We start from the raw sequence: 19,862 nt of genomic DNA on the forward strand, positions 1-19,862 counted from the left end.
ACGATCGGACCTCAGCGTTTGACCCTGGCCACGATGTGGAGATCCACGAGGCGACTCAGGCAACGGAAGCGGTGCCGGGAGCCATCAATCCGCCAGCGTCGATCCCGCACCCAGTGCAGCTTGCGGCGTCTGTTGCTCAGAAGCGGCAGACCCACCAACCCTGAGTCGTCCAGCTGAGGGCGGGCCGGTGTGATCCCGAGGGTGACGTTTGTGGGCCCCCTCGGGAAAGCGGCGAAGCGGCGGCGATCCAACCACTCCCTCACGATCGCCGTCACATCCACAGAAGGGAGACCGGTCTGGATCAACTCGCCAGCCACACCCTCCGAGCTGAACCGGGGAAACCTCTGCTCCGTCTCCAGGCTCGCCTCGGTGATCGGCACGCCGATGAGCACCGCACCACCCACCTTCACCGCCGCGCAGCCGGCATCCGAGTTCGGTGTCTCATCGCCATCAGGCAGCCAGGGCTGCTCGCGGAAAAACAGTTGGGCCTCAGCAATCTGGGAAGAATCGACATCTGCAGCGGGGAAGATATCAAACCGCACCGCCGGGTAGTAGCGCACCTCGGTGTTGATGGTCAGGCTCCGCACCTTCAGAGGTCCGCACTCATCACTGGAAAACACATCCAGGCCCACCACGGCACCGAGCTGCTCTGCACGGTCGACGACAGTGCTGAGACCAGGACCGGGCCAGGGCGCTTCACTCCCTGGCAGGTATTCAGCCCGAGCGAAGGGCCCACCCAGCCCCCCCCGATCCACGTAAAAGGGCCCTTGTGGTGCCTGCCGAAACCGGCTGCTGAAGGTGCGGGTTCCGGTGGGGCGGAACAATCGGAGATCGGCCATCAGCACAGGCGACAATCGCAGCCAACGCTAAGTGGCTCACGAGCTGATGCAATCCGCACGGCCTGCTGCGCTATGCCCTTGCGCCTGCTGCGGGCTGCGCTGGCCCGGGCGGCGCCGACGATCGCGGGAAGTTCGCAATACCAATTTCCAGATTTTGCGACATTTCGAGAGCTGGTCCGCGCCGGAACCGAATTAGGGGGTGTAATACGGCTGCACCTTTTTAGAGGAGGTGTATTTATTCGGTTGCCAAACAGTATTCCTGGGCTGGCGTATCTGGGGGCTGGGATTGTTTGCTTGCTGCGGGTTGGCTCAGCTGGTTCGATTGGTAGCGGTGCAGGTGATTGGTTGAGCGTGGCGGATTGGCTGTGCCTCGCTCCGCTCGGCGCCGTGTGTCTGCTCCCTCGCTGCGCTCGCTCGCTCGGCCGCTGCGCCCGCCCCGCTGGTGTGTGGCGCGGGGAGAGACGGGCGCTCGTGCGGCCGGGGAAGCGCTACGGGCTGGAGCGGTAGCGGCTGCGCTGGCCGATCAGCCTGCGGTCCTGCGCGTTGGCCCGCTGCACGCTGAGCAGTCGGCCGTAGCCGGCCTTCCGTCTCGCATTGGCGCGTGTGCGTGCGGACGCGGATGTCGCAGCACGCACCACCGTGGCAGTGCTGCGACGGCTCCAGAAGACCAGGAACCAGGCCATGGCGGTGATGGCCCGGTTGCCCCGGCCAGGAGGCATCAGCCGCGGGAGCCGGCGGGCTTGGTGGCAAACGAGGCGCGGTAGAGCTCCGAGGGGCTCATGTCCTGCAGGTTGCTGATCTGCCCGTTGCCGTCGAATTCGGCGATCGTCGTGGCCGGGCCGAGGCCACCGCGCTGGGCGAACAGGAAGCTCAGCACCGGGTGGGTGCGCAGGCTCTCCACGTGCTCACTGGCGCTGAGCGTGCCGCCATCACCGAGGAGCACGTTGCCTTTGGAGTCGGTGGGCTCCAGCCGGTCACGGCCGTTGGCGTCCTTCACCAGGCGGAACTCGCCGCCCACCTGCTGCTTGAAGATCTCGAAGAAGCTGCCGCGGTTGTCGCCACCGGGGCGGCCTTCCGCGTCGATGAACAGGCGCTCCAGCAGGCGGTCCTTGCGCAGCTCCTCCACCTGACGCAGAGCATCGTCGCGTTCCTTGGCCACGGTGCGCACCTTGCGGTCGGCATTGGCCTGCAGCTGCCGCTCGCGGCTGGCGATCTCCCGCTCCAGCTGCACCTTCTGGCGCTCGGTCTCCTGGAGGCGCTCGTACTCATCGGGGTTGATCTTGGAGAACTGGGCCAGCTGGCGGCGCATGGTGCGCAGCTCCCGCTCCAGCTGGTTGGTGCGGCGGCGCTCGGCCTTAAGCGCCTCGTTGATGCCATCGCTCGGCGGCGGCTCATCGGCGGGCTCATCCGCCGGATCGTCGGCATCGAGGTCGTCGGGATCGCCGCCGAGATCATCGTCCTCACCGTCGAGATCGTCGTCGAGGCCGGCGGCGGCGTCGGGGTCGGTGTCGTCGCCGTCGTCAGCAGCAGGGGGCTGGTTGGGCCATTGCTGCTGCTGGCTGTAGCTCACCAGGGCCTGCGGCAGCGGGTGCTGCAGGGCCTGGAGGTCTTGGAAGAAGCGCTTACTCATGGGTCCACCCATCGCGGCTGTGGTTGGTGTGAGCACCCCGTCCGGGCTGCGCCCACGCCTTCTATTGCCACCGTCACCGGCAGCAGCCTCAGGGCGCCGGCTCCGGTTCAGGCTCCGGCTCTGGTTCGGGCTCCAGCTCGGGCTCCGGCTCATCCAGATACGAGCGATCGTCCGGGTCCGCAAAGGACCGCCGCCGCGGCGGCAGGTGCAGCCAGCCGTCAGGTAGCAGCGTGGAGGGCCTGAACAGCGGCACCAGCAGCTCCTGTCCCGGATCGAGCGGTGTCGAGGGCCGGGTCAGCGGCACCACCAGCTCCGCGCCCACTGGCAAGGGCTCCGACTGGCTCCAGAAGTCGTAGGTCGGGGCGTTGTACTTCCGCAGCGACGCCGGGCTCGTCCCGTAGAGCTCAGACAGCGAACTGAGCGTGTCGCCTGCCGCCACCACATGAACGCCCCAGCGATGCACGTCGGGGTTGTTGGCCATCAGCCACTCCACCGTGGTGCCGTACTGGCCGGCGAGCGAAAGCAGGGTGTCGCCCTCTGCGGTCAGCACCGTGTCGAGGGGCAGCAGGAACGGGTTGATCCTGCGCAGGGTCTGCACCGTGGTGCCGTAGCGATCGGCCAGGCCCTGCAAGCTGTCGCCGGGCTCGGTGGCGATCACCCGCTGGGGCTTGAGCACGAAGTCGATCGCCTCCCCCAGCTGGGGCTGCACCAGGCGGCCGATGCCGCCCTCGCCAAAGGGGAAGCCAGCGGTGAGCAGGGAGCAGCCGAGCAGCTGAGCACGGGGCTGGGGCGGCAGCACACCAGGCGACTGGAGCGCCTCGAGATCCCCCAGCCAGGCCACACCCAGATCCACCGGGGGCTGGAGCACCCGCGGCCGTGGCGTCCAAGTGCTCTGGGGTGCCTGCGGATCGCCCGGGCTGAGCGGCTCCGGTAGCGGCTGCGCCGCCGGCTGGTGCACGGGTCGCAGCGCATTGGTCTGCCAGGCCATGTCGGCAGCAAGCCAGGCCCAAGGGCTGGAGAGGCTCGCCGGCAGCTCCGCGCCACGGGTGATGAAGCCGCTGCAGAGCACATCACCGTTGTCCTGGCCGGGGCCGGCGTCACGGCTGGTGAGCAGCTTGCGCTGCTTGATGAAGGCCTCCAGCACATGCCAGGCGATGGTGAGCGGTGACTTGGCACGCGGGTGATCCAGCAGCGGCAGCAGCAGCCGCACCGAGGCATGGAGGTGGAGCGGCGTCGGCTCAGCCACGGATCATCTGCCCCTCGAACAGGGAGCGCGGCCTGGGCATCCAGCCCTCGAGACGGGGCAGGATCAGCAGCAGCTGCTCCACATGCCGCTGCCGCTGGCGGGCCGGATCAGCAGCAGCGGCAGCCGCCGAGGTGGCATCGGCCGGGATGGCGTACTCGGTGGACACCTCCTCCAGCAACAGCTCGGTGGCGTACTCGATCACATCGAGCTTCTTCTGCGGCAGCTGCTCCGGCACCGGCCCGGCCGCACCCTTGCGCGTCACCTTGCGGATCACCGGCTCCGCCGGCAGCTGCCCGCCCGGCTCACCCGGCGGTGGCGGGGTGTCGATCAGGGCGATGGCATCGAGGTGGGCCTTGGCCGCCGGGATGGCGTCGGGGTAGGTGCGCTCCAGCGCCGCCATTTCGTCATTGATCACCCGGATCGAGGCCGGTGACACCGGGATGCGCAGGGCAACCCGGATCGCCTCCAGGTCGCTGGGCCGCCAGGCGTGGGTGGGGGTGCTCATTGGCTTGCAGGGACATGGAGGGTGTCACTGCTGCCATCACCAGCGGGGTTCACCACACCCGGCATGGCGGCCAGATCCAGCTGGTGCCGCAGTTCGGCATCGGTGACGATTCCGCGCTCATGCAGCTGCAGCCACTCGCCGATCGACGGCAGCGGCCGCGGCGGTGGTGTCAGCGGCGAGACGGTGAGCGACACCCCCGATTCGGGGTTGTGCTTCTCGCCGGTGAGCGCGCACCAGTGCTCAAGCAGCAGGGAGAACACCGAGGTCTTGCGGGCCGCAAGCGACTGCAGCAGCGCAAAGGCCTGGCCGGCCGTGAGGCTCACCTCTGATTCGCTGCGGCCCGGGCCGCGGTTCTCGGTCGGCACCAGCGCATCGCGGCGCATGGTGTCCTCCAGGTGCAGCAGGTGGGCGCGGTGCTCAGCGAGGCTGCGGGCGCGGATCTCCTTCCAGTTGAAGTCCGCCCCATCCGGCAGATCGAGGAAGGAGTTGGTGGAGAGCACCAGCTGCTCGGGCTGACGCGCTTCTCCCTCCTCGGACGGCACCGTGCCGTAGCGGTCCACCACGCCGGTGCGCACCCCCACCGGCAGGGCGCAACGGCTGAGCAGGTCCTCGTACTCGGTCTTGAGCCGGAAGTGAGTCAGGTACTGGTGCGCCAGCCCCAGGTGCGGCAGGTCGCCCTCACCGAACTGGGCGCCATCAGTGGCGTACCAGACCGCCGGCAGACGGCTGTGGCCCTGAAGCTCCTGGGGTTTGCCCGCCGGCCGGGCCTGATAGCCGCTCGGGTGAGCCGTGGAGCGCTCGGCCGCGACCGTGCGAACCGTGAAGCCCTCGGTGGTGAGCAGGAAGCGGGTGTAGAGCCAGTCCTCGATCCGCGGGGCCTCCAGCAGCTGCCCGTCGGGACCAACCATCAGCACCGGCGTGGCGCCGTACTGCAGGGGCCGGACCGGACGCCGCTCATCGCGGCGGATCCAGAACTCCAGCAGTGCCCGGCTGTCAGTGGCCAGGCGCCAGTGGAGCAGATCAGCGCGGGGCACCAGCAGCAGCCGGGGCAGGGAGGCCCGATCGCCCCGGGCGATCGCTTCCAGCCGGTGTCCTTCTGACTCGTGGCTGGTGACAGGCGGCAGCACCAGCACCAGACAGCCGCCATCACGCAGCACCAGCAGGTCAGCGATGAACAGGAACACCGCCAGGTCGGTGCCCATCCCGTCCACATCACCGATCACCCGCTTGAGCGAAGCCGGCAGCGCCCGCCAGTGCAGGAAGCTGAGCATCCCGGCGTAGGTGCGCAGGGCATCACGGAAGAAGCCGGTGGGCTGGGCGTGCTGGATCCGGGAGGCGTAGACCGGATCGGGCTCCTTGATCCCCTGCGGCAGGTAGGGCTTGCGCCGGCAGGCCCCATCCGGCGCGCGGAGCAGGTTCCAGGCATCGAGCACCAGCTGCAGCCGGTCGCTGATCGCGGTCAGGGTCGGGTGGACACGGGCCCAGGGGGCATCCTCGGCCGCATTGGTGAGCCTGGTGGCCTCCTCTTCAGCAGAGAGCTTGCGGAAGCGGTTGCGCTTCTGGTGGCTGCGGGTGGGCAAGGGAGCAGCGCGGGGGGCTGCTGGCTATTGCCACTGAGGTTTGGCTGCCCCCCCCCCTCAAGCACGGGGGGTGTGGGACGTCGCGCAGATCCAATGGGCTCGCAGGGGGATCGATGACTGTCCGATGTGCGGGGATACCCGAGGGGGACTGTCAGTTGTTACGCAGAGAACGTGACAGATCAAGCGATCGATGGGCCTTTGCGAAGATCTGAGAGGTCCAGCCCTGCGTCCAACTCATGAGGCATGTTGTCTGCGCCCTCGTCAAGAGCGTGAACCTCGAGGGCGTGAAGACAGAGGGACGTGCAACTGGTGGCAGAGCCGACAGGATCGGCAGCGGCGAAGGATCTGTAGCGAGACGAACTGATTTCTGCAGATCTACCCAAGAAACTGGAACTCGGAAGAACCCATCGAAGATGCCTTGGCGCAACAAGTCTCTGCCGATTTTGTTCTGCTGGCCGAGCGCTCTTATGCTGCCATGGGCACCGAGACAGCAGCTTTAGAGGGATCGACCCAAAGTTTGCTAGCGAGATTAAGATGATCGAACTTGCCGAACTCCATCAGGTCGTCAGTAATCGCCGCCAAGAACTGACAATGCAGTGGGATCTTCCCCGCCACCTGGGCCAGTTTTCCGATGCCCTTGTCACTCGTCCTCCTAGAAAGACAGTTAGCGCATTTGCTCTTCCGTACTCCCGGAGTGGCGCCAGGCCAGACTGGGCAAAGATTGTTGCATTTGGGCGATTTCGAATTCCTTTTTCGGTTATTGAAGAATTAGCCAAGTTGTTGGCTCCTCAGGTTGTTCAAACCGGTGTGGTGCCTGTTATTCTCCCAATTGAAGTCCAAGAGCTTCGGTCGATGACTTGGAGAACACCGATTATCAAGTCTCTCAGAAAATATGGCGTTGCACTCTTTGAAGGAGGTCTAACTAATGAGCGTTGATGATGCCTATGTAGAGGTGGCTGAAAGGGCCCTATTGGCCGCTCAAGGGGCTCAGTCCAACTCAGTACACGAAAAAGCCGCCTTCATGGGGTATCACGCGTTTGAGTCAATTGGTGGGGCTTATTGCAGGAACCGTGGCACGAGGTATCCCAAAAGCCATCCAGGAAAGGTCCGCGAGTTCGTGAATAAATCATCGAGAGAGCGCTTTGCCCTACAAGCTGCTGAGTTGGCAATAGCATATGGCTCACTGAGAAATTCTGTGCTTTATCCAGCGGAAGTGAATGGGCACGTTTCGAGACCCAAAGATGCCATTTCTCCAGTACAAGCGGTTCGCTTAATTGGAAGAACAAGAACGCTAGTGGAAAAGGTTAAAAAAGTACTGTGATCAGGCATCCCACTAACAACGCTTTTGTGATCGGTACACTTTCGTGCGCGTGGCTCAACGTGCGCGTAAGCTTGTTACGGGTGCATGCACCCGTAAGATAGTGAGAGATCCTGTTCCCCTCCTATTGGAGCTTAGCCTTGTTCCAAAGCGAAATTCGACCGAGCCAGGTAAATGACCTATTCGAGAAGGTTCGCAATCACAATTACGGTAAATATTTGCTAAAGATGATTATTGCCAAGGCAAGAGGAATTGAAAACCGAACAATCGATTTCGAGTTTCCTGTCACTGCAATTGTTGGGCCCAATGGAGGTGGCAAGACCACGATTATAGGGGCAGCTGCTATTCTCTACAAAAGTGTGACTCCGGCCCTCTTTTTCGCAAAAAGTGGGAAGTATGACGCCAGCATGCTTAACTGGAAGATTGAGTATGAAGCCATAGATCAAGAAGCTCGCACGAACGATACCGTCCGACGGACTGCTAAGTATCACAATCTCAAATGGGCAAGAAATACATTGGATCGGGAGGTGCTGGTTTTTGGTGTATCGAGAACCGTTCCAGCTGCAGAAAGAAAAGAGCTGAGGCGTTGTGTATCGAATAAGTTTGAAGTTCCCGATGATCGCATTGATAATTTATCAGAGTCAGTGGCGCGATCAGTGGCAGCAGTACTCGATAAGGACGTAAGTGGCTACAGACACATTCGAGTGGATGACCGAGGTAATGTAACGCTGCTCAGCGGTATCAACGATACCGGTGAATCCTTTTCTGAATTCCATTTTGGCGCTGGAGAGTCGAGCGTAATTCGGATGGTACTAGAGTTAGAAGCGGCGGGCAATAATGCTCTCGTGTTGATCGAGGAGATCGAAAATGGGCTGCATCCCGTTGCAACTATTCGTATGGTCGAATACTTGATCGAACTTGCTGAGCGCAAAAGACTACAAGCTATATTTACTACACATTCGAATGACGCACTCCTCCCTTTGCCGAATAATGCAATCTGGGCATCTGTAAAGGGCGAGCTCTATAAAGGAAAGCTTGACATCCGCTCCCTACGAGCGATCAGCGGTCAAATAAGCTCCAGGCTAGTAGCCTTTGTTGAAGATGACTTTGCAGCACTATGGGTCCAACACATTTTTTCGGCGATACCAGATGTTGCCTTGGACTCGATTTCAATTCATCCCATGAAAGGTGACGGAACCGCGCTTAAGGTACATAATCACCACAGAATCGACCCAAGCGCGCAGCAGGCATCTGTTTGCGTAATTGATGGTGATTCCAGACAACAAGACTCTGCAGCGGATTTCGTGCTTCGATTGCCAGGTCAATGTCCTGAGTCCTCAGTTTTTGATAATGTATACGAGAATATCAAAAACGTTTCAGGGGTACTTGCCGTGTCTCTTCTGAAACCATATGAGTTTGAGTCGCGTCTGCAACAAGACATGGAGAGCGTGCGAAACACAAACCGCGACCCACATCTACTCTTTGCACAGTTGGGAAAGAAAATTGGCTTTGTTGCTGAGGCAAGAGTCAAAGAGGCATTTCTTTCTGTTTGGGTCAGCCTTAATGAACCCTATATTAATTACTTCTCTGAAGCCCTTGGGGAGCTTATTCCTAAAGAGACTGACACTGTTAATATGGGACAAGGCTGATATCAGGTTCTAATGGCAGATGCTAATGATTCATGAGCGCTACACAAGAATACTTCCGCCGCTGATCTTGGCATTCAGGCTATCTCTGGAACAAACCTAAGTTTCTGGCGGCAACGCCACAACTGTGATCGAACAAGCTTCCTGAATCTCCTGCCAGCGTTGAGGCGTGATGCCAAGCCGTTGGGGCAGCTGGCCAGGCGGTAGGCCTTGGCGCAGCAGCTTCTGCCCGCTGGCGTACTGATCCCTCCATGTGGGGGGCACCTTGATCGCAAAGCCCGAATCACGCAGGTAGTGGATCACTTCTCCATTGGCATAGGTGCGGGCATAGGGCCGGAACGGCCGGCCGCCTGAGGGATTGAACCGCTCTGCTGCCTTGAGCAGCCCGATGATCGCCACCTGGCGCAGATCCTCAATGGGATGGATGGTGCGGCGGGCGAAGTTGCCGGCGATCGCATCGGCCAGGTCCAGGTGCTGCAGCGCCAGGGCGTGAGCGGCAGCACGGGGATGGGGCCTGCGACGACGCCGGCGGCCGGCACCCGATGGGGTGGCCGGTGCCGCCGGCAGATGCCCAGTCGTGGACTGCTCTGGTGCCGTCGCATCCGGTGAGTCCTCCAACGGCGACGGAGTGTGAAAGAGCGAGAGCTGCTGGCCCATCAGCGCGACAGCAGCAGCGGCACCGGCGCGTCCTTGACGCCCAGGCCCTTCCAGTAGCGCTCCTCCAGCCACAGCGCCCCGTGGCAGAAGGCGTCGGTGAGGTCCTTGCTGCCCTTGGGGAACCGCGGCAGCTCCTCGCTGAGCGGCTCGGCGCGGTGGTGGAAGCCCACCTGTCCTGCCTCCAGCAGCGGGGCGACCGCATGGGCGCGCAGCTCCTTGCTCCCGCGGGCCGGCACCGGCAGCAGGCCCCGGATCTTGCGCTTGAGCGTCTGGACCACGGCCGGGCCGTTGGCCGCGTCCTCCACCAGCACCGCATGGGGCCGCAGACCCTGCTGCTGCAGCGCCGCGCTGGCGGCCAGCAGGAAGTGGATGGTGCCGGGCAGTCCCAGCCGTTTGCGCACCGCCCACAGCACCTCGATCTCCAGCTTCTGCACCTGGCCCGGGTCCGGTGCCAGCAGCCCCATCAGCACGAAGCCGCAGTAGCAGCTGTCGTCCTCGTCCTTGAAGGTCAGATCGCAGGCCAGCACCAATGGCGCAAAGCGGCGCTTCTGCTTGCGGGGGAAAGCTCCCCGCAGCCAGGCGCGCTGGAAGATCCCCCCGGTGGCCGGAGCAGGCCGCTGCTGGTAGAGCGCCGACCACCAGAAGGCCCCGGTGCGGGCCCGGATCTTGAGCAGCTCCTGCAGCGGGAAGCGCTCCGGACACAGCGCCTCGCCTGGCTGCCGCCAGTCCGGCTCCACGGTGACCGTGGGTGGGTAGGTGGGCCGGTCGGCCGGATGCTCGGCGATGGCCGGCAAGTCGAGCACATGCCAGTGCTGCGGCGCCTCCTCCAGCTCCTGAGCCAGCAGCCAGCCGACCATGTCCTCCTCGTCCCAGCGGGTGAGCACGATCACCTGGGCCGAGAGGTTGCGCTGCAGTGCCCCCTCGCCGGCATCGACGTAGGAGGGCTCAGCCCGGAGGAACCAGACGGACTTGAGCCACTCGACAATCCGCGAACGGACGCTGGGAGAGCCAGCGTCGTGGGGACCCTTGTAGGGGTCATCAATGATCCCGAGGCTGTAGCCCTTGCCGTTGAAGGGGCCGTCGACACCGGCGGCGATGCAGCCGCCGCGCATAGGGGTGAGCCAGTTGCCCACCGCCGCTGAGTCCTTGGAGAGCGGGTTCCCGGTGGCGCGGTAGAAGTGCCGCGCCTCACGGGAGTGGGCATAGGCCAGTTCACCGCTGTAGCTGGCTATCGCCGAGAAGAGCTGCGGGTGGCGGTAGACGAAGTAGGCGAGGAACAGCTTGCTGATCAGCAGGGATTTGCCGAGCCGCGGCGGGCAGGTGACGATCAGGCGCGAGAGCTCGCCATCGGCGATCTGCTGCAGCAGCGCGATCAGCACCAGCGCCCAGCGGTGGAAGCCGTAGGCGGGGAAGGCCCCGGCGATGAACTCCCGCAGGCTCAGGGGCGCCGCGCTGTCGGCAGCCAGCGATGGGTCGCGGAAGCCGAGCACGCCGCAGTCGTGCCAGGGGTCGCCATGGGCCGGAGAGCCCAGCACGCCACCAGCAAGGCCAGGCGCCAGTCGCGGGGCAAGAATCGCTGGAGCAGGGAGGGCCAGCATCAGGTCCCCGTCGGCGGCTTGACCGGAGCGCGGAGCATCCCGGTGATCTCGGCCAGCACGCGGTGAGCACCGACGGCAGCGGAGAACTGTTCAGCGTCCGCAGCACGCCGCGCCACGTCCTGCAGCGAGAAGATCGCCTCGGCCTGGTGAACCAGCCGGTCCTCAACAAGCTCCTCGACCATGCGCGCACGGGCGACGCGCAGGTACTTCTTGAGGGTGCAGTAGGAGGTCATGCCCCAGAGCAGGGCCGCTTGGTCGCGGATGTCGCTGCTGGGGAGGCGCTGGGCGAGCCAGAACTGGAGCTGAGCGATGCGCTGCTCCACTTCCGCCCGGGTGGGCCGCTTGGAGGAGGCCTGGCCCGGGAAACGGTGACCCGCGCCTTCGGCAGCGGGGTTGCGTTTGCGGCGGCCCTTGGGGCGTTCCTCGGGGGCCGGCTCAGGCCAGCAGGGATTGCCGTCGGCGTCCTCGAGGGGAGCCGAATCGCGCAGCAGCTCCACGGCGGGATCGTCGGGCGTGATCTCGCCGAGGGCGAACATCAGCGCCACACGCACCTGGTGGCGAGGATCAGCCGTGGTGGGTTCGGGAGCCGTAGCCGCTATGCAGTAGCGAGCCCAAGCCTACAGAGAAAGAAAGAGGGGGAGCTCAGCAGCGCGGGCCGGCCTGCGAGTCGGGCAGCGTGTCACCCGGCGCAAGGGCTGCGCGAGTTCGGCCTGCGGCCTCACCCTTGCGCTCGGGCGATTGGATCGCCTCGCCGCCACCCGGCTGGGGCGGCTGGGTCATGGCCGCACGGGGCCTGCCGCTGCGCGGGGGCTCGGCGCCCGCAGGCCACTGCTGTCAGTACCAGGCCCTAAGCCGTGTCACTGCTAGGATAGTGTTCGCTAGGTTTCAGGTATGGCAGTGGATCTCAGCGGGCAGGCGCTGCTGCCCGCCGCCGCCGTGCCCCGGATCGGTGAGTTGGTGATGGTCACCACCGGCAGCCGCTCGCTGGCCTGGCCGTCAGCGCAGATCGAAGCGGCGCTGCACTCGGCCGCCGGCGGGCAGCGGGTGCTGGCGTTGTTCCACGGCGCGGCCCGCGGCGCCGATGCCCTGGTGGATCAGGCCGCCCGGCGGATCGCCTGGTCGGTGCGGCCTGTGCCCGCCGCCTGGTCGGTGTTCGGGCCGGCGGCCGGGCCAATCCGCAACCGCCAGATGCTCGAGGCCGCCGCTGCGCTTGCCCTGGGCCATGGCGCCGGGCTGCTGGTGCTCGCGTTCCCTGGCGGCAACGGCACCGCCAGCTGCCTGCGGGAGGCACAGCGCTGGCACCGCCTCGCTAAGCGGCCGGTGGCACTGGAGGTGGTCGATCTGAGTAGGCGGATCGATTGGCTCGACCAGGGCTGACGCAACCAGCATTCCACTTCTATGAAGGTGCTGATGGGGAGCCAGTGAATGAGCTGCGCGAAAAGGCTACGCCGCTCCATCCTGCCCAATCCCGCAACCCTCCGGCGCTGAGAACCTTCTCATTGAAGGAGATGGTGTGGGCGATGTGGAAGTCGGCCTGCCGCACCGCGGAGTGGAGGCTGTACAGCACCAAGGTGAGGGGCTGGCCCTCGGCGAATGCTCACGCGGTGGTGATGCCATTCACGGTACGGGTGTGCGTGTCAATTGCGGGGGGCAGGATCGCCCGGCCGCTCTGGGTGGTGGTGGATCTTGAGGTGGCCGTGGGCCAGGGTGATGTGCTTTTTGTTGAGGGAGATTGTGCGTTGCCGGCAGCGCCGTTGGGGTCGACAAACGTGCTCGGTCGGCTTGTTGTTCGCCTTGGTCTACTTGCTATCACTGGAGCTGGACTACCAAACAAACTCCTATTGGCTGGAGATCCTAACAGCGTTGCTTTCTTGTAAGAGGGCCTCCAAGTGCACCCTATCCAAGTCCGGTTAAGAGGTCTTGGATAATTGGAATCTGCGGACCACCTGAATCATCCTTGCACCAGTGGTGGCATTGAATAGAGAGACTCTCAGAAGTCACAACAAGTGCATAGCCTCCGCAACCGCCCCTACGCGAGCATTCGGCATGGCACCTTTGGTGACAGGCTATGAATTGATCAGCTATCCAGTCGGGTTTCTTCTTTTTCCCAAATGCTGCAACCTCTGCATTGCCAGTAATCAGGGCTGGGACCTTCCCGCTTTCAGGGTCGACAACAATCAACATGTTGACGGGGGTTTGCTTGAGCCGATCTGACGCATCGCGAATCGACGCCTTTGCGGATATGGACCAAGGCGCTAACTTAAGAAGGGCTAATGCCTCAGTAGTAGAGAATGACTGTATCAGCGAATTGGCGACGAGAATGATGCCTGGCGATGATTTACTCGGCGCATCGGATTCAATCATTTTCGATCAAGGAAGATCAATTCCTGGCTCAGCGTAGACAAGATGGATTTTTCGCGCATCACACTTAATGTTCCTTAGCATCGCTGCACAGGTTGCAAAGTGGCGGTGGCAAGGGCAGTAAAAGCCGAGGGTTATGCAGGGGCCGAGAGGATCAAACCACCTATGCCCTCAGGAGTAAGCATGCGGGCGTCGGGGTTGTCCAGAGCCACAGCTTTAATGTCCCCAGCAGCAAGGGGTAACGGCATCTCAGCCTCTGTGGCCACCACCTCAAAGGGATGTCCGGTGCGTTTAGAGAGCATGGCGTCACGGATTCGCCTGTCCAGCAAGTCGTGGTAAGGCTCGTAGGGGTGATCGAGGGTGAGGACAAGCCGGCCCAGGTTGCGCTGCCGAAGATCTCCATGTCGTGCAACGGCCGCATCCTCAGCAACGCCATCACATTCTTCGGGTCCTCGAGCAGCTGGGAGACGTTGGGCCGCCAGGCGATGAACAGATCCGCCTGGTCACGGCGCCGCTGGCGCTGGATCCAGAGCTCACCATCGGGTGGAGGTGATCGTGCTGCTCATCGGCGCCGGTGGTGGAGAGCAACTGCCGCATGGTCGCCAGGATCCGGCGCGGCGGCAGGTGGAGCAGCCTGGATCAGCTCGAAGCAAAATGGGGTGGGATCAGCACCAGGGGGAATCTCGGCCCACTCCCAGATCGTGGTGCCCCAGTCGGCCAGGCCGTCCAGCTGCGGCACGCGGCGGACGACAAGGAGATACCAGGCCGGGCCCCGGTAAGGATCAGTCGCCAGGGCGAGCCTGCGGGCCCGGCGGCGCCTGCGGGCGTAGATGTAGCCGCAGTGGTGCTCGGCCCGGGCGGGCCAGACCAGCCAGGCCCGGGTGAGCTCAGCCATCGGCCGGGAGCGGTCCGATCAGCCACCAGTGGCCACGGCCGGCCAGGTGCAGCGCCTCACTGCGCTGGTGGCTCACGACACCAGCTCACGCAGCAGGCGGGGCTGGCGCACCAGGTCGAGGGCCCAGTGGACCACCGCCAGCTCCCGCTTCCAGACTTCCGGCACCGCGGTGCCGGCCTGGCCGTAGCGCTCGATGGCCGCCAGCAGCTCGGTGCGGCGGTCATGGACAGCGAACTCCAGGGGCCGCAGGCCGAGCGGTGGCTGCTGCTGCGACTGAGCAGGCGGATCCGTGTGGGAGGCAGCTGGGGCAGCGGCTGGCGCTGGCGCCGCGTGCATCGCATCGAGGAAGCGGTGAACGACCGAAGCGGAAGCACCGCCGAGCTGCCGGGCGGCAGCCTTCGCCTCCGAGAGGGAGGGCGCCGGATGAAGGTATGGAGCAGAAGGGTCGTGCGCCATCTGGATGGAGTCAGGCATCCGCCCACTCCATGAGCGAAGCCGGGGGGTGCGGGGTGATGCGTTGATCGTGTCGCAGCGTGATCTGAAGCGCTGAATGACGGCCGCAGTAGCCGCACTGAAATCCGATCAGCACGGCGTCCGTACCGGCCTGTTTCTGTGTAGTGGGCGCTGCATTCGTGGGGCTCAGGGCGTCGGCGTGACAATGGGGGCACAGAAGCGCCCCCACGTGTGGGGACTAGGTAATTGCGTGGGCGAAGTTGTCGGTGGTCATGGCAGTTGTGCGGGTGGATCCTGCAGCTGCTGTAGCAGGTGGCGGACGAAGGACACGCGGGCGGCAGCCACCGCCAGGCGGGAGCCGGAGGCGCGCGGCCTGTCGGCCGGAGCACGGAAGGCGATCAGGCCATCAGCCGGAAGCTCGATGGTCTTGACCTTGCGGCCGCAGGCGCTGCAGCAGCGCTGCCGCAGGCGCCAGGCGGGGCCGTGGTTGCCGGTGACCACCCGCAGATCGGGGTGGCCGCAGCTGGGGCAGCGCATCAGTAGTTCAGGGATTGGCGAGCCTCGGCCTCACGCCGATGGCGTCGGAAGTAGACAGCCCCGATCTGCTCCTCAGCGCTGTGGAGCAGGGAGCGGAGGCGGTTGAGGGTGTCGTCGCAGTAGTCGATGTGCCGCTGCTGACCCGGATCGTTGAGGCGCTCGTAGCCGGAGCGCTGGTGCTCGAAAAAGCGGATGCGCACCGACAGGGCGTGCAGCAGGGCCCACCAGTCGTCCTCAGCAAGCTGCTCGAAGGTGACGGTCTTGGGGCCCTGGGGGTAGTCGGCGGGCGGGGTGTCCTTCTTGGTGCGGCTCATGGGGTGTCCTCCAGGGGAATCACAGCGAAGGGCAGGGCTTCGATCTGATCGGCCGTGCAGCGGCGCTGCCACTGCTTGGCCTCGGGCACCCAGCGGAAGCCGGCCGCCTTGGCCTCGTCCTTGCGCGAGAAGGGCAGATCGGCCGCCACCAGTTGCCGGGGCTGCAGTCCCTCGGCCAGGTGCTCCTCCAGCAGCGGATCGCGCTGCAGGATCTGGGCCAGGTAGATGCAATCGGTGAGCGCCCGGTGGGCCGCCCACACCGGGATGCCATGGGCCAGGGCCAGGGTCGCCAGCGACGGATTGGGCCTGATCCCCTCCCAGCTGATGCCCTCGCAGGTGCAGATCCAGGGTTTGCCCTGGGCCCTGGTGTCGCCTTTGCTGGTGGTGCTCAGCCAGGCGTCAATCCAGGGCCGATCGAAGGCGGCGTTGTGGGCCACCAGGGCGTCAGCACTGGCCACCATCGCCAGGAACAGGGCGCGAGCCTCCACGGCGGGCTGCTCCTCCAGCGTCAGAGCTGGGGCAATGCCGTTGACGTCCTCGGCCGGGTTGGTCACGACCGGCAGCAGGAAAGAGAGCTGCTGCAGCACCGAGCGATGGGGCACCGAGAACAGCACGGCGCCGATCTCGCAGAGCTCAGCGGTGCCGGGCTCCAGGCCGGTGGTTTCGCAGTCGAGCAGCAGCAGGCGGGAGAGCGAGGCCATCAGTGGCGCGCCTGGGGCGGGTTGCGGGGATCAGGGCCGGAGCGGATGGCAGCGGCAAGAATCCGCTCGACCAGCTCCTCGGCATCGCTATGGATGCCCCATGCAGCCGCGATCGTGGCCTGCGTCGGCCGGGTGAACACCAGCGCAGTGCCGGCCGGGTGGCGGCTACCTGCGGCGGCGGCAAAGCCATGGCGGTAGGCCGTGAAATAGAGCAGTCGGGTGGAGAGGAGGTCAACGTCACCGGGCGGCACCGGATTGCGGAGCCGCATCCACACCGCAAAGGCCCAGCGCAGCAGGTGGTTCAGCGGGATCGGCGCCACCCAGTGCTGGTGGGCGTAGAGGTCGCTGACCACCAGGCCGTAGCCGCGGGGCAGGCGCTGATTGGGGGGATGGCGGTGGAGCACCTGGGGGAGAGGGGAGGCCATCAGAAAGGGGCGGGGGCGATGAGTCGGTGGCGATCTCGAAAGCGGGGATCAGGCATGGGAAGGAGGTGGCGGAAGGATTGGCCGGAAGCAGGCCACTGCCCTCCCGCAGCCGGGGCATAGCGCGGTGAGCAGGCGGAGGGTGTCGTGCTGAACCGTGGTGAGGTGCAGCAGCACTCGCGGCATTCCCACGACAGGGCGGAGGCGGGTGGTGGGCCCGGTGCCGCCCTCACGCGGTGGGGGTCCCCGATTCGAGGGTCTGGAGCACAGAGGCCATCAGCGGCGCGGGATCAGCGCTGGTGTCCATGGCCTGGTGCAACACCCGCAGTGGCGCGGAGAGCAGGCGAGCGCGGTCGTGGTGACCGGCCCAGAACTCGCGCTCAAAGGCATCGAGGACGCGCCGAGCGAGCTGGTGATCCGTGGTCTGCAGGTGGGTCGGCATAGGTCCAGTCAGAAGGGGATCTCCTCGTCGTCAAAACCGCCGCAGCCCTCATCGGAGCGCGGGGTCCATCCAGGAGGTGGAGAGCTGTACGAGCGATTGCCACGCCCAGCGCTCGCTGGCGCCTGGGGGCCCTCAAGGTCTGCTGGATCGCGGAGCTGAATGGTGCGGTAGGTGTTGCCACCCTTGCTGGTGTTGTTGTATTCGAAGGCCAGCAGCTTCACGACGGTCTGCTGGAGGTAGGCGTCGTGTTCGCCGTGTTGGCCAAGGAGCCACTCAGCGAAGGCGTGAACATCAGAAATGGCGATCGAGAGATTGCCGCTTGATGCGTAAGCCTTTCCCGGCTTGGGCGGAAACAGTTTGATGGTGAGTTTCGGTAGTCCCATCGATCAGCAGGCGAGCGGGATAGAGAGTTGGCCTGGCAGCTCACCGGCGAGCCTCATCGCCTCGGGATCAAAGAGGTACGGCGCTGCAGTGGCTTTGGGCGGGAGCTTGGTGAGGATCTGATCCGAGAGGATCATCTGGCCGGGGGTGTCGGGGTTGCTGGCGACGCGGATCTTGAGGGTGATCTCACCCGGCCGCTCGTTCTCAGCGCAGGCGAGCAGCACCTTGGCCAGGGCCTCGGTGAGGTCGGCCTGGAGCTGGCCCTGGCGGTGCTGAACGATCCAGCCGGCAGCGCCGGTGGGGTGGCGCAGGGCGCGGGTGAGAAGGTCGCCGTCGATCTCCAGCGGATCGAGGGCGGCGGCGGTGAGGGTTTGCTCAGCCATCGAGGGATTGGGTGCGAATGAACAGGAAAGCTGCGAGCGATCAGAGCCCCGCCTGTGCAGGCTTGAGCGCGTCGACGTGCTGGCGGATGAAGAGCGCATGGGCCGCCGTCTTGATGTAATCGGAGACGAGTGCCGAGCTGGGCAACTGGAACTGCTGGCGGAAGCCGGCGACAAGGTGCGGCACCTTCTCGGTGGGCAGGGTGCGGATCAGGGCGATCAGCTGCTGCACCTCGGCAGGGGTGAGGGCGTGGTCGCCGCTGCCGTTGGCCGCGGCGGGCGGTGCGGCGGCCTTTGGATCCGCCTGCGGGGCTGGCTGGGGCGCGGGCTGGGACGTGGGCTGTGGCGCGGGCTGGGTCGCCGGAACTGGCTGCTGTTGAGCTGGTAGTTGATCTGCTTGGCTGGCTGCCGGCTGCGGCGGCGGTGTGGGTTGTGGCTTGGGAGCCGTAGTCCGGCGGCTACGCGAGCGCGGCGGCGGCGGATCCTGGGGGGCGTGCTGGCTCTGCTGGGAGCGATCCGCCTGCGCGCCGTTGCCGTTGGCGGCGGTGAAGCTCTCGCCGTCGTCGTCGCTGGCGGCCAGCGAGAGGATGGAGAGCACCTGGTAGCGGCGCAGGTAGGTGATGATCCCGCCGAAACCATGCAGCGGGTTGGTGGTGGTGCCCAGCTGGCCCAGCAGGGTGTAGAGGCCCTTGATCTGGTCCTCGATCCGCAGGCCCGGCTGCCGCGGGGGCGGGGGCGGCAGCTCGGCGCTGGGGGTTGCACCGCTGGGCGCACCTGGCGGTGCGACGTTGCGGGGCGGCAGCACCGGCGGCAGGGCGCCGATGGCGGCGAGCTGGAGATCGAGGGGGAAGCTGGAGAGCACCTCGCCGCGGAGCTGGTGCACCCGCTCCAGGAGCTGCTGGAGGGTGGGGATGGGGCAGGCGGAGGAGAGCTTGTCGCCGGTGGGCGCGTGGATCAGCTCGGTGATCAGCAGGCAGCTGCCGCCATCGGCCTCGGTGATGGTCTGGGTGAGCAGCAGGCCCTGCTCGATCAGCACCGGGGTCACGGCCTCGAGGACGGTGTGCAGATCGGCGAACTTGCCGTACTTGGCGTCCGACTGCTTGCGGATGGGGCCGATGGTGCGGTGGAAGGCCAGGAGCGCCAGCTCCAGGGATTCCGGGAAAGCACTGTGCTGCTCAGGAGCAGCTACAACTTGAGCGGTCATGGGGGCTGACCCTTCAGCTTCTCCCAGAATACGCTATCGAGCGCTAACGCGGCTGATCAGCTGCGTCTTTCCAATAGTCAAGAAGCACCAAGGGGCGGAGGTTGCCGTCCAGGTCGCGCAGCTCCCGCAGTTGCTCGGGCGTCCAGGTGTGCCAGCCGGAGAGCACCATCCGCAGGGTCTCCAGCTCCTCGCCGCTCAGCGGCGGCAGCACCGGGCCCTGGCCCACCGCCGCCAGGGCCGCCAGCGCCTGCCAGGCCTGCGGCAGGGTCAGCTCCGCCGCCTCGGCCGTGGCCTTGAACGCCTCCATCGCCTGGCCACTGGCGGCGACCGCCTCCTCCAGGGTGGGCAGCGGTTGCTCGCCGGCCCAGCTGGGGGCCTCCAGCTCGCCGATGAAGTGCGAGAAGAAGTCGGTGGCGGTCCAGATCCGGCCGTCCTCGTGCTCGATCGGCCGCTGACGGGCGATGCGCGGCAGCAGGGGATCGCTGTCGGCCAGGCCGTAGTCATGGCGCGCCAGCCGGTCGTTGATGATCCCGAACTGGATGAACGTCACCGGGTAGGGCTGGGCGATCTTGCCGCGCTGCAGGCGGTTGAAGGTCGAGTCCGCCACGGTCGGGAAGTCGGCCGCCTTGCCCCAGCGCAGGGGGATGTCATGGCTCCAGCCGGCACGCTCCACCCAGGCGGAGAGCGTCTGCCCGAAGCGGTCGCGTGCCTCCTGGGTGGGGAGGTTGATGTGGGCAGCGTTGGTGCTCATGG

25 protein-coding genes are annotated in these 19,862 nt (G+C 65.2%); 4 read left to right on the top strand and 21 right to left on the bottom strand.

Going from position 1 to position 19,862, the window contains the following annotated elements:
• Positions 1–11: 11 nt before the first annotated feature.
• The 6 genes from KBY96_RS14115 to KBY96_RS14140 all read right to left on the bottom strand — a co-directional run bounded on the left by KBY96_RS14115 (position 12) and on the right by KBY96_RS14140 (position 5,800).
• Positions 12–839 (bottom strand): hypothetical protein, encoded by an 828-nt coding sequence (locus KBY96_RS14115; protein ID WP_254980152.1) that lies wholly within the window; start codon positions 837–839, stop codon positions 12–14.
• Positions 840–1,327: 488 nt separating this feature from the next.
• Positions 1,328–1,558, bottom strand: coding sequence for a hypothetical protein (locus tag KBY96_RS14120; RefSeq protein WP_254980153.1), 231 nt, complete (start codon positions 1,556–1,558; stop codon positions 1,328–1,330).
• Positions 1,558–2,469, bottom strand: a complete 912-nt coding sequence (locus tag KBY96_RS14125; protein WP_254980154.1) for a hypothetical protein — start codon at positions 2,467–2,469, stop codon at positions 1,558–1,560. The genes KBY96_RS14120 and KBY96_RS14125 overlap by 1 nt, the downstream gene beginning before the upstream one ends.
• A gap of 88 nt (positions 2,470–2,557) precedes the next feature.
• On the bottom strand, positions 2,558–3,715 hold the full coding sequence (locus tag KBY96_RS16445) for a LysM peptidoglycan-binding domain-containing protein (protein WP_254980155.1): 1,158 nt from the start codon (positions 3,713–3,715) through the stop codon (positions 2,558–2,560).
• Entirely contained in the window at positions 3,708–4,220 is a 513-nt protein-coding gene (locus tag KBY96_RS14135; protein WP_254980156.1) for a hypothetical protein, read from the bottom strand. Before KBY96_RS14135 ends, KBY96_RS16445 begins: the two co-directional genes overlap by 8 nt.
• On the bottom strand, positions 4,217–5,800 hold the full coding sequence (locus KBY96_RS14140) for a DUF4055 domain-containing protein (protein WP_254980157.1): 1,584 nt from the start codon (positions 5,798–5,800) through the stop codon (positions 4,217–4,219). The genes KBY96_RS14135 and KBY96_RS14140 overlap by 4 nt, the downstream gene beginning before the upstream one ends.
• A gap of 534 nt (positions 5,801–6,334) precedes the next feature.
• On the opposite strand from KBY96_RS14140, the gene KBY96_RS14145 reads away from it, so the two are divergent.
• From KBY96_RS14145 to KBY96_RS14155, 3 genes are all read left to right on the top strand, one after another.
• Positions 6,335–6,736, top strand: a complete 402-nt coding sequence (locus tag KBY96_RS14145) for a hypothetical protein (protein ID WP_254980158.1) — start codon at positions 6,335–6,337, stop codon at positions 6,734–6,736.
• Positions 6,726–7,121: a hypothetical protein gene (locus tag KBY96_RS14150; protein WP_254980159.1), complete on the top strand. Its 396-nt coding sequence runs from the start codon at positions 6,726–6,728 to the stop codon at positions 7,119–7,121. Before KBY96_RS14145 ends, KBY96_RS14150 begins: the two co-directional genes overlap by 11 nt.
• Before the next feature lie 137 nt (positions 7,122–7,258).
• Positions 7,259–8,767: an ATP-dependent endonuclease gene (locus KBY96_RS14155; RefSeq protein WP_254980161.1), complete on the top strand. Its 1,509-nt coding sequence runs from the start codon at positions 7,259–7,261 to the stop codon at positions 8,765–8,767.
• Positions 8,768–8,863: 96 nt separating this feature from the next.
• On the opposite strand, the gene KBY96_RS14160 is transcribed toward KBY96_RS14155, so the two are convergent.
• The 3 genes from KBY96_RS14160 to KBY96_RS14170 are packed head-to-tail and all read right to left on the bottom strand — an operon-like array spanning position 8,864 to position 11,570.
• Positions 8,864–9,421 carry a sigma-70 family RNA polymerase sigma factor gene (locus KBY96_RS14160; RefSeq protein WP_254980163.1) on the bottom strand — a complete coding sequence of 186 codons (558 nt, stop codon included), beginning with the start codon at positions 9,419–9,421 and terminating at the stop codon, positions 8,864–8,866.
• Entirely contained in the window at positions 9,421–11,019 is a 1,599-nt protein-coding gene (locus tag KBY96_RS14165) for a terminase (protein WP_254980165.1), read from the bottom strand. The genes KBY96_RS14160 and KBY96_RS14165 overlap by 1 nt, the downstream gene beginning before the upstream one ends.
• Positions 11,019–11,570, bottom strand: a complete 552-nt coding sequence (locus KBY96_RS14170) for a hypothetical protein (protein ID WP_254980166.1) — start codon at positions 11,568–11,570, stop codon at positions 11,019–11,021. Before KBY96_RS14170 ends, KBY96_RS14165 begins: the two co-directional genes overlap by 1 nt.
• Positions 11,571–11,910: 340 nt before the next feature.
• On the opposite strand from KBY96_RS14170, the gene KBY96_RS14175 reads away from it, so the two are divergent.
• Positions 11,911–12,396, top strand: coding sequence for a hypothetical protein (locus KBY96_RS14175; RefSeq protein ID WP_254980167.1), 486 nt, complete (start codon positions 11,911–11,913; stop codon positions 12,394–12,396).
• Between the two features lie 519 nt (positions 12,397–12,915).
• On the opposite strand, the gene KBY96_RS14180 is transcribed toward KBY96_RS14175, so the two are convergent.
• The 12 genes from KBY96_RS14180 to KBY96_RS14235 form a co-directional block, all read right to left on the bottom strand.
• On the bottom strand, positions 12,916–13,383 hold the full coding sequence (locus tag KBY96_RS14180; RefSeq protein WP_254980168.1) for a hypothetical protein: 468 nt from the start codon (positions 13,381–13,383) through the stop codon (positions 12,916–12,918).
• 559 nt (positions 13,384–13,942) lie between these two features.
• Entirely contained in the window at positions 13,943–14,275 is a 333-nt protein-coding gene (locus KBY96_RS14185) for a hypothetical protein (protein WP_254980171.1), read from the bottom strand.
• A gap of 72 nt (positions 14,276–14,347) precedes the next feature.
• Positions 14,348–14,731 (bottom strand): hypothetical protein, encoded by a 384-nt coding sequence (locus tag KBY96_RS14190; protein ID WP_254980172.1) that lies wholly within the window; start codon positions 14,729–14,731, stop codon positions 14,348–14,350.
• Positions 14,732–14,998: 267 nt separating this feature from the next.
• Positions 14,999–15,265 (bottom strand): hypothetical protein, encoded by a 267-nt coding sequence (locus KBY96_RS14195; RefSeq protein WP_254980174.1) that lies wholly within the window; start codon positions 15,263–15,265, stop codon positions 14,999–15,001.
• Positions 15,265–15,579: a hypothetical protein gene (locus KBY96_RS14200; RefSeq protein ID WP_254980177.1), complete on the bottom strand. Its 315-nt coding sequence runs from the start codon at positions 15,577–15,579 to the stop codon at positions 15,265–15,267. The genes KBY96_RS14195 and KBY96_RS14200 overlap by 1 nt, the downstream gene beginning before the upstream one ends.
• Positions 15,576–16,280, bottom strand: coding sequence for an exonuclease domain-containing protein (locus KBY96_RS14205; RefSeq protein ID WP_254980179.1), 705 nt, complete (start codon positions 16,278–16,280; stop codon positions 15,576–15,578). Before KBY96_RS14205 ends, KBY96_RS14200 begins: the two co-directional genes overlap by 4 nt.
• Positions 16,280–16,705, bottom strand: a complete 426-nt coding sequence (locus KBY96_RS14210; RefSeq protein WP_254980180.1) for a hypothetical protein — start codon at positions 16,703–16,705, stop codon at positions 16,280–16,282. The genes KBY96_RS14205 and KBY96_RS14210 overlap by 1 nt, the downstream gene beginning before the upstream one ends.
• A 226-nt stretch (positions 16,706–16,931) precedes the next feature.
• Positions 16,932–17,144, bottom strand: coding sequence for a hypothetical protein (locus KBY96_RS14215; protein ID WP_254980182.1), 213 nt, complete (start codon positions 17,142–17,144; stop codon positions 16,932–16,934).
• Between the two features lie 8 nt (positions 17,145–17,152).
• Positions 17,153–17,527 (bottom strand): hypothetical protein, encoded by a 375-nt coding sequence (locus tag KBY96_RS14220; RefSeq protein ID WP_254980184.1) that lies wholly within the window; start codon positions 17,525–17,527, stop codon positions 17,153–17,155.
• A 3-nt stretch (positions 17,528–17,530) separates the two neighbouring features.
• Complete coding sequence (locus KBY96_RS14225; protein WP_254980185.1) at positions 17,531–17,908, bottom strand: hypothetical protein; 378 nt, start codon at positions 17,906–17,908, stop codon at positions 17,531–17,533.
• A 40-nt stretch (positions 17,909–17,948) separates the two neighbouring features.
• A complete protein-coding gene (locus KBY96_RS14230) occupies positions 17,949–19,109 on the bottom strand; it encodes an ERF family protein (protein ID WP_254980186.1) in 1,161 nt (386 codons plus the stop codon).
• A gap of 43 nt (positions 19,110–19,152) precedes the next feature.
• On the bottom strand, positions 19,153–19,860 hold the full coding sequence (locus KBY96_RS14235; RefSeq protein WP_254980188.1) for a hypothetical protein: 708 nt from the start codon (positions 19,858–19,860) through the stop codon (positions 19,153–19,155).
• Positions 19,861–19,862: the final 2 nt, after the last annotated feature.

The organism is Cyanobium sp. ATX 6A2 (genome assembly GCF_024346355.1).
Classification (GTDB): Bacteria; Cyanobacteriota; Cyanobacteriia; order PCC-6307; family Cyanobiaceae; genus NIES-981.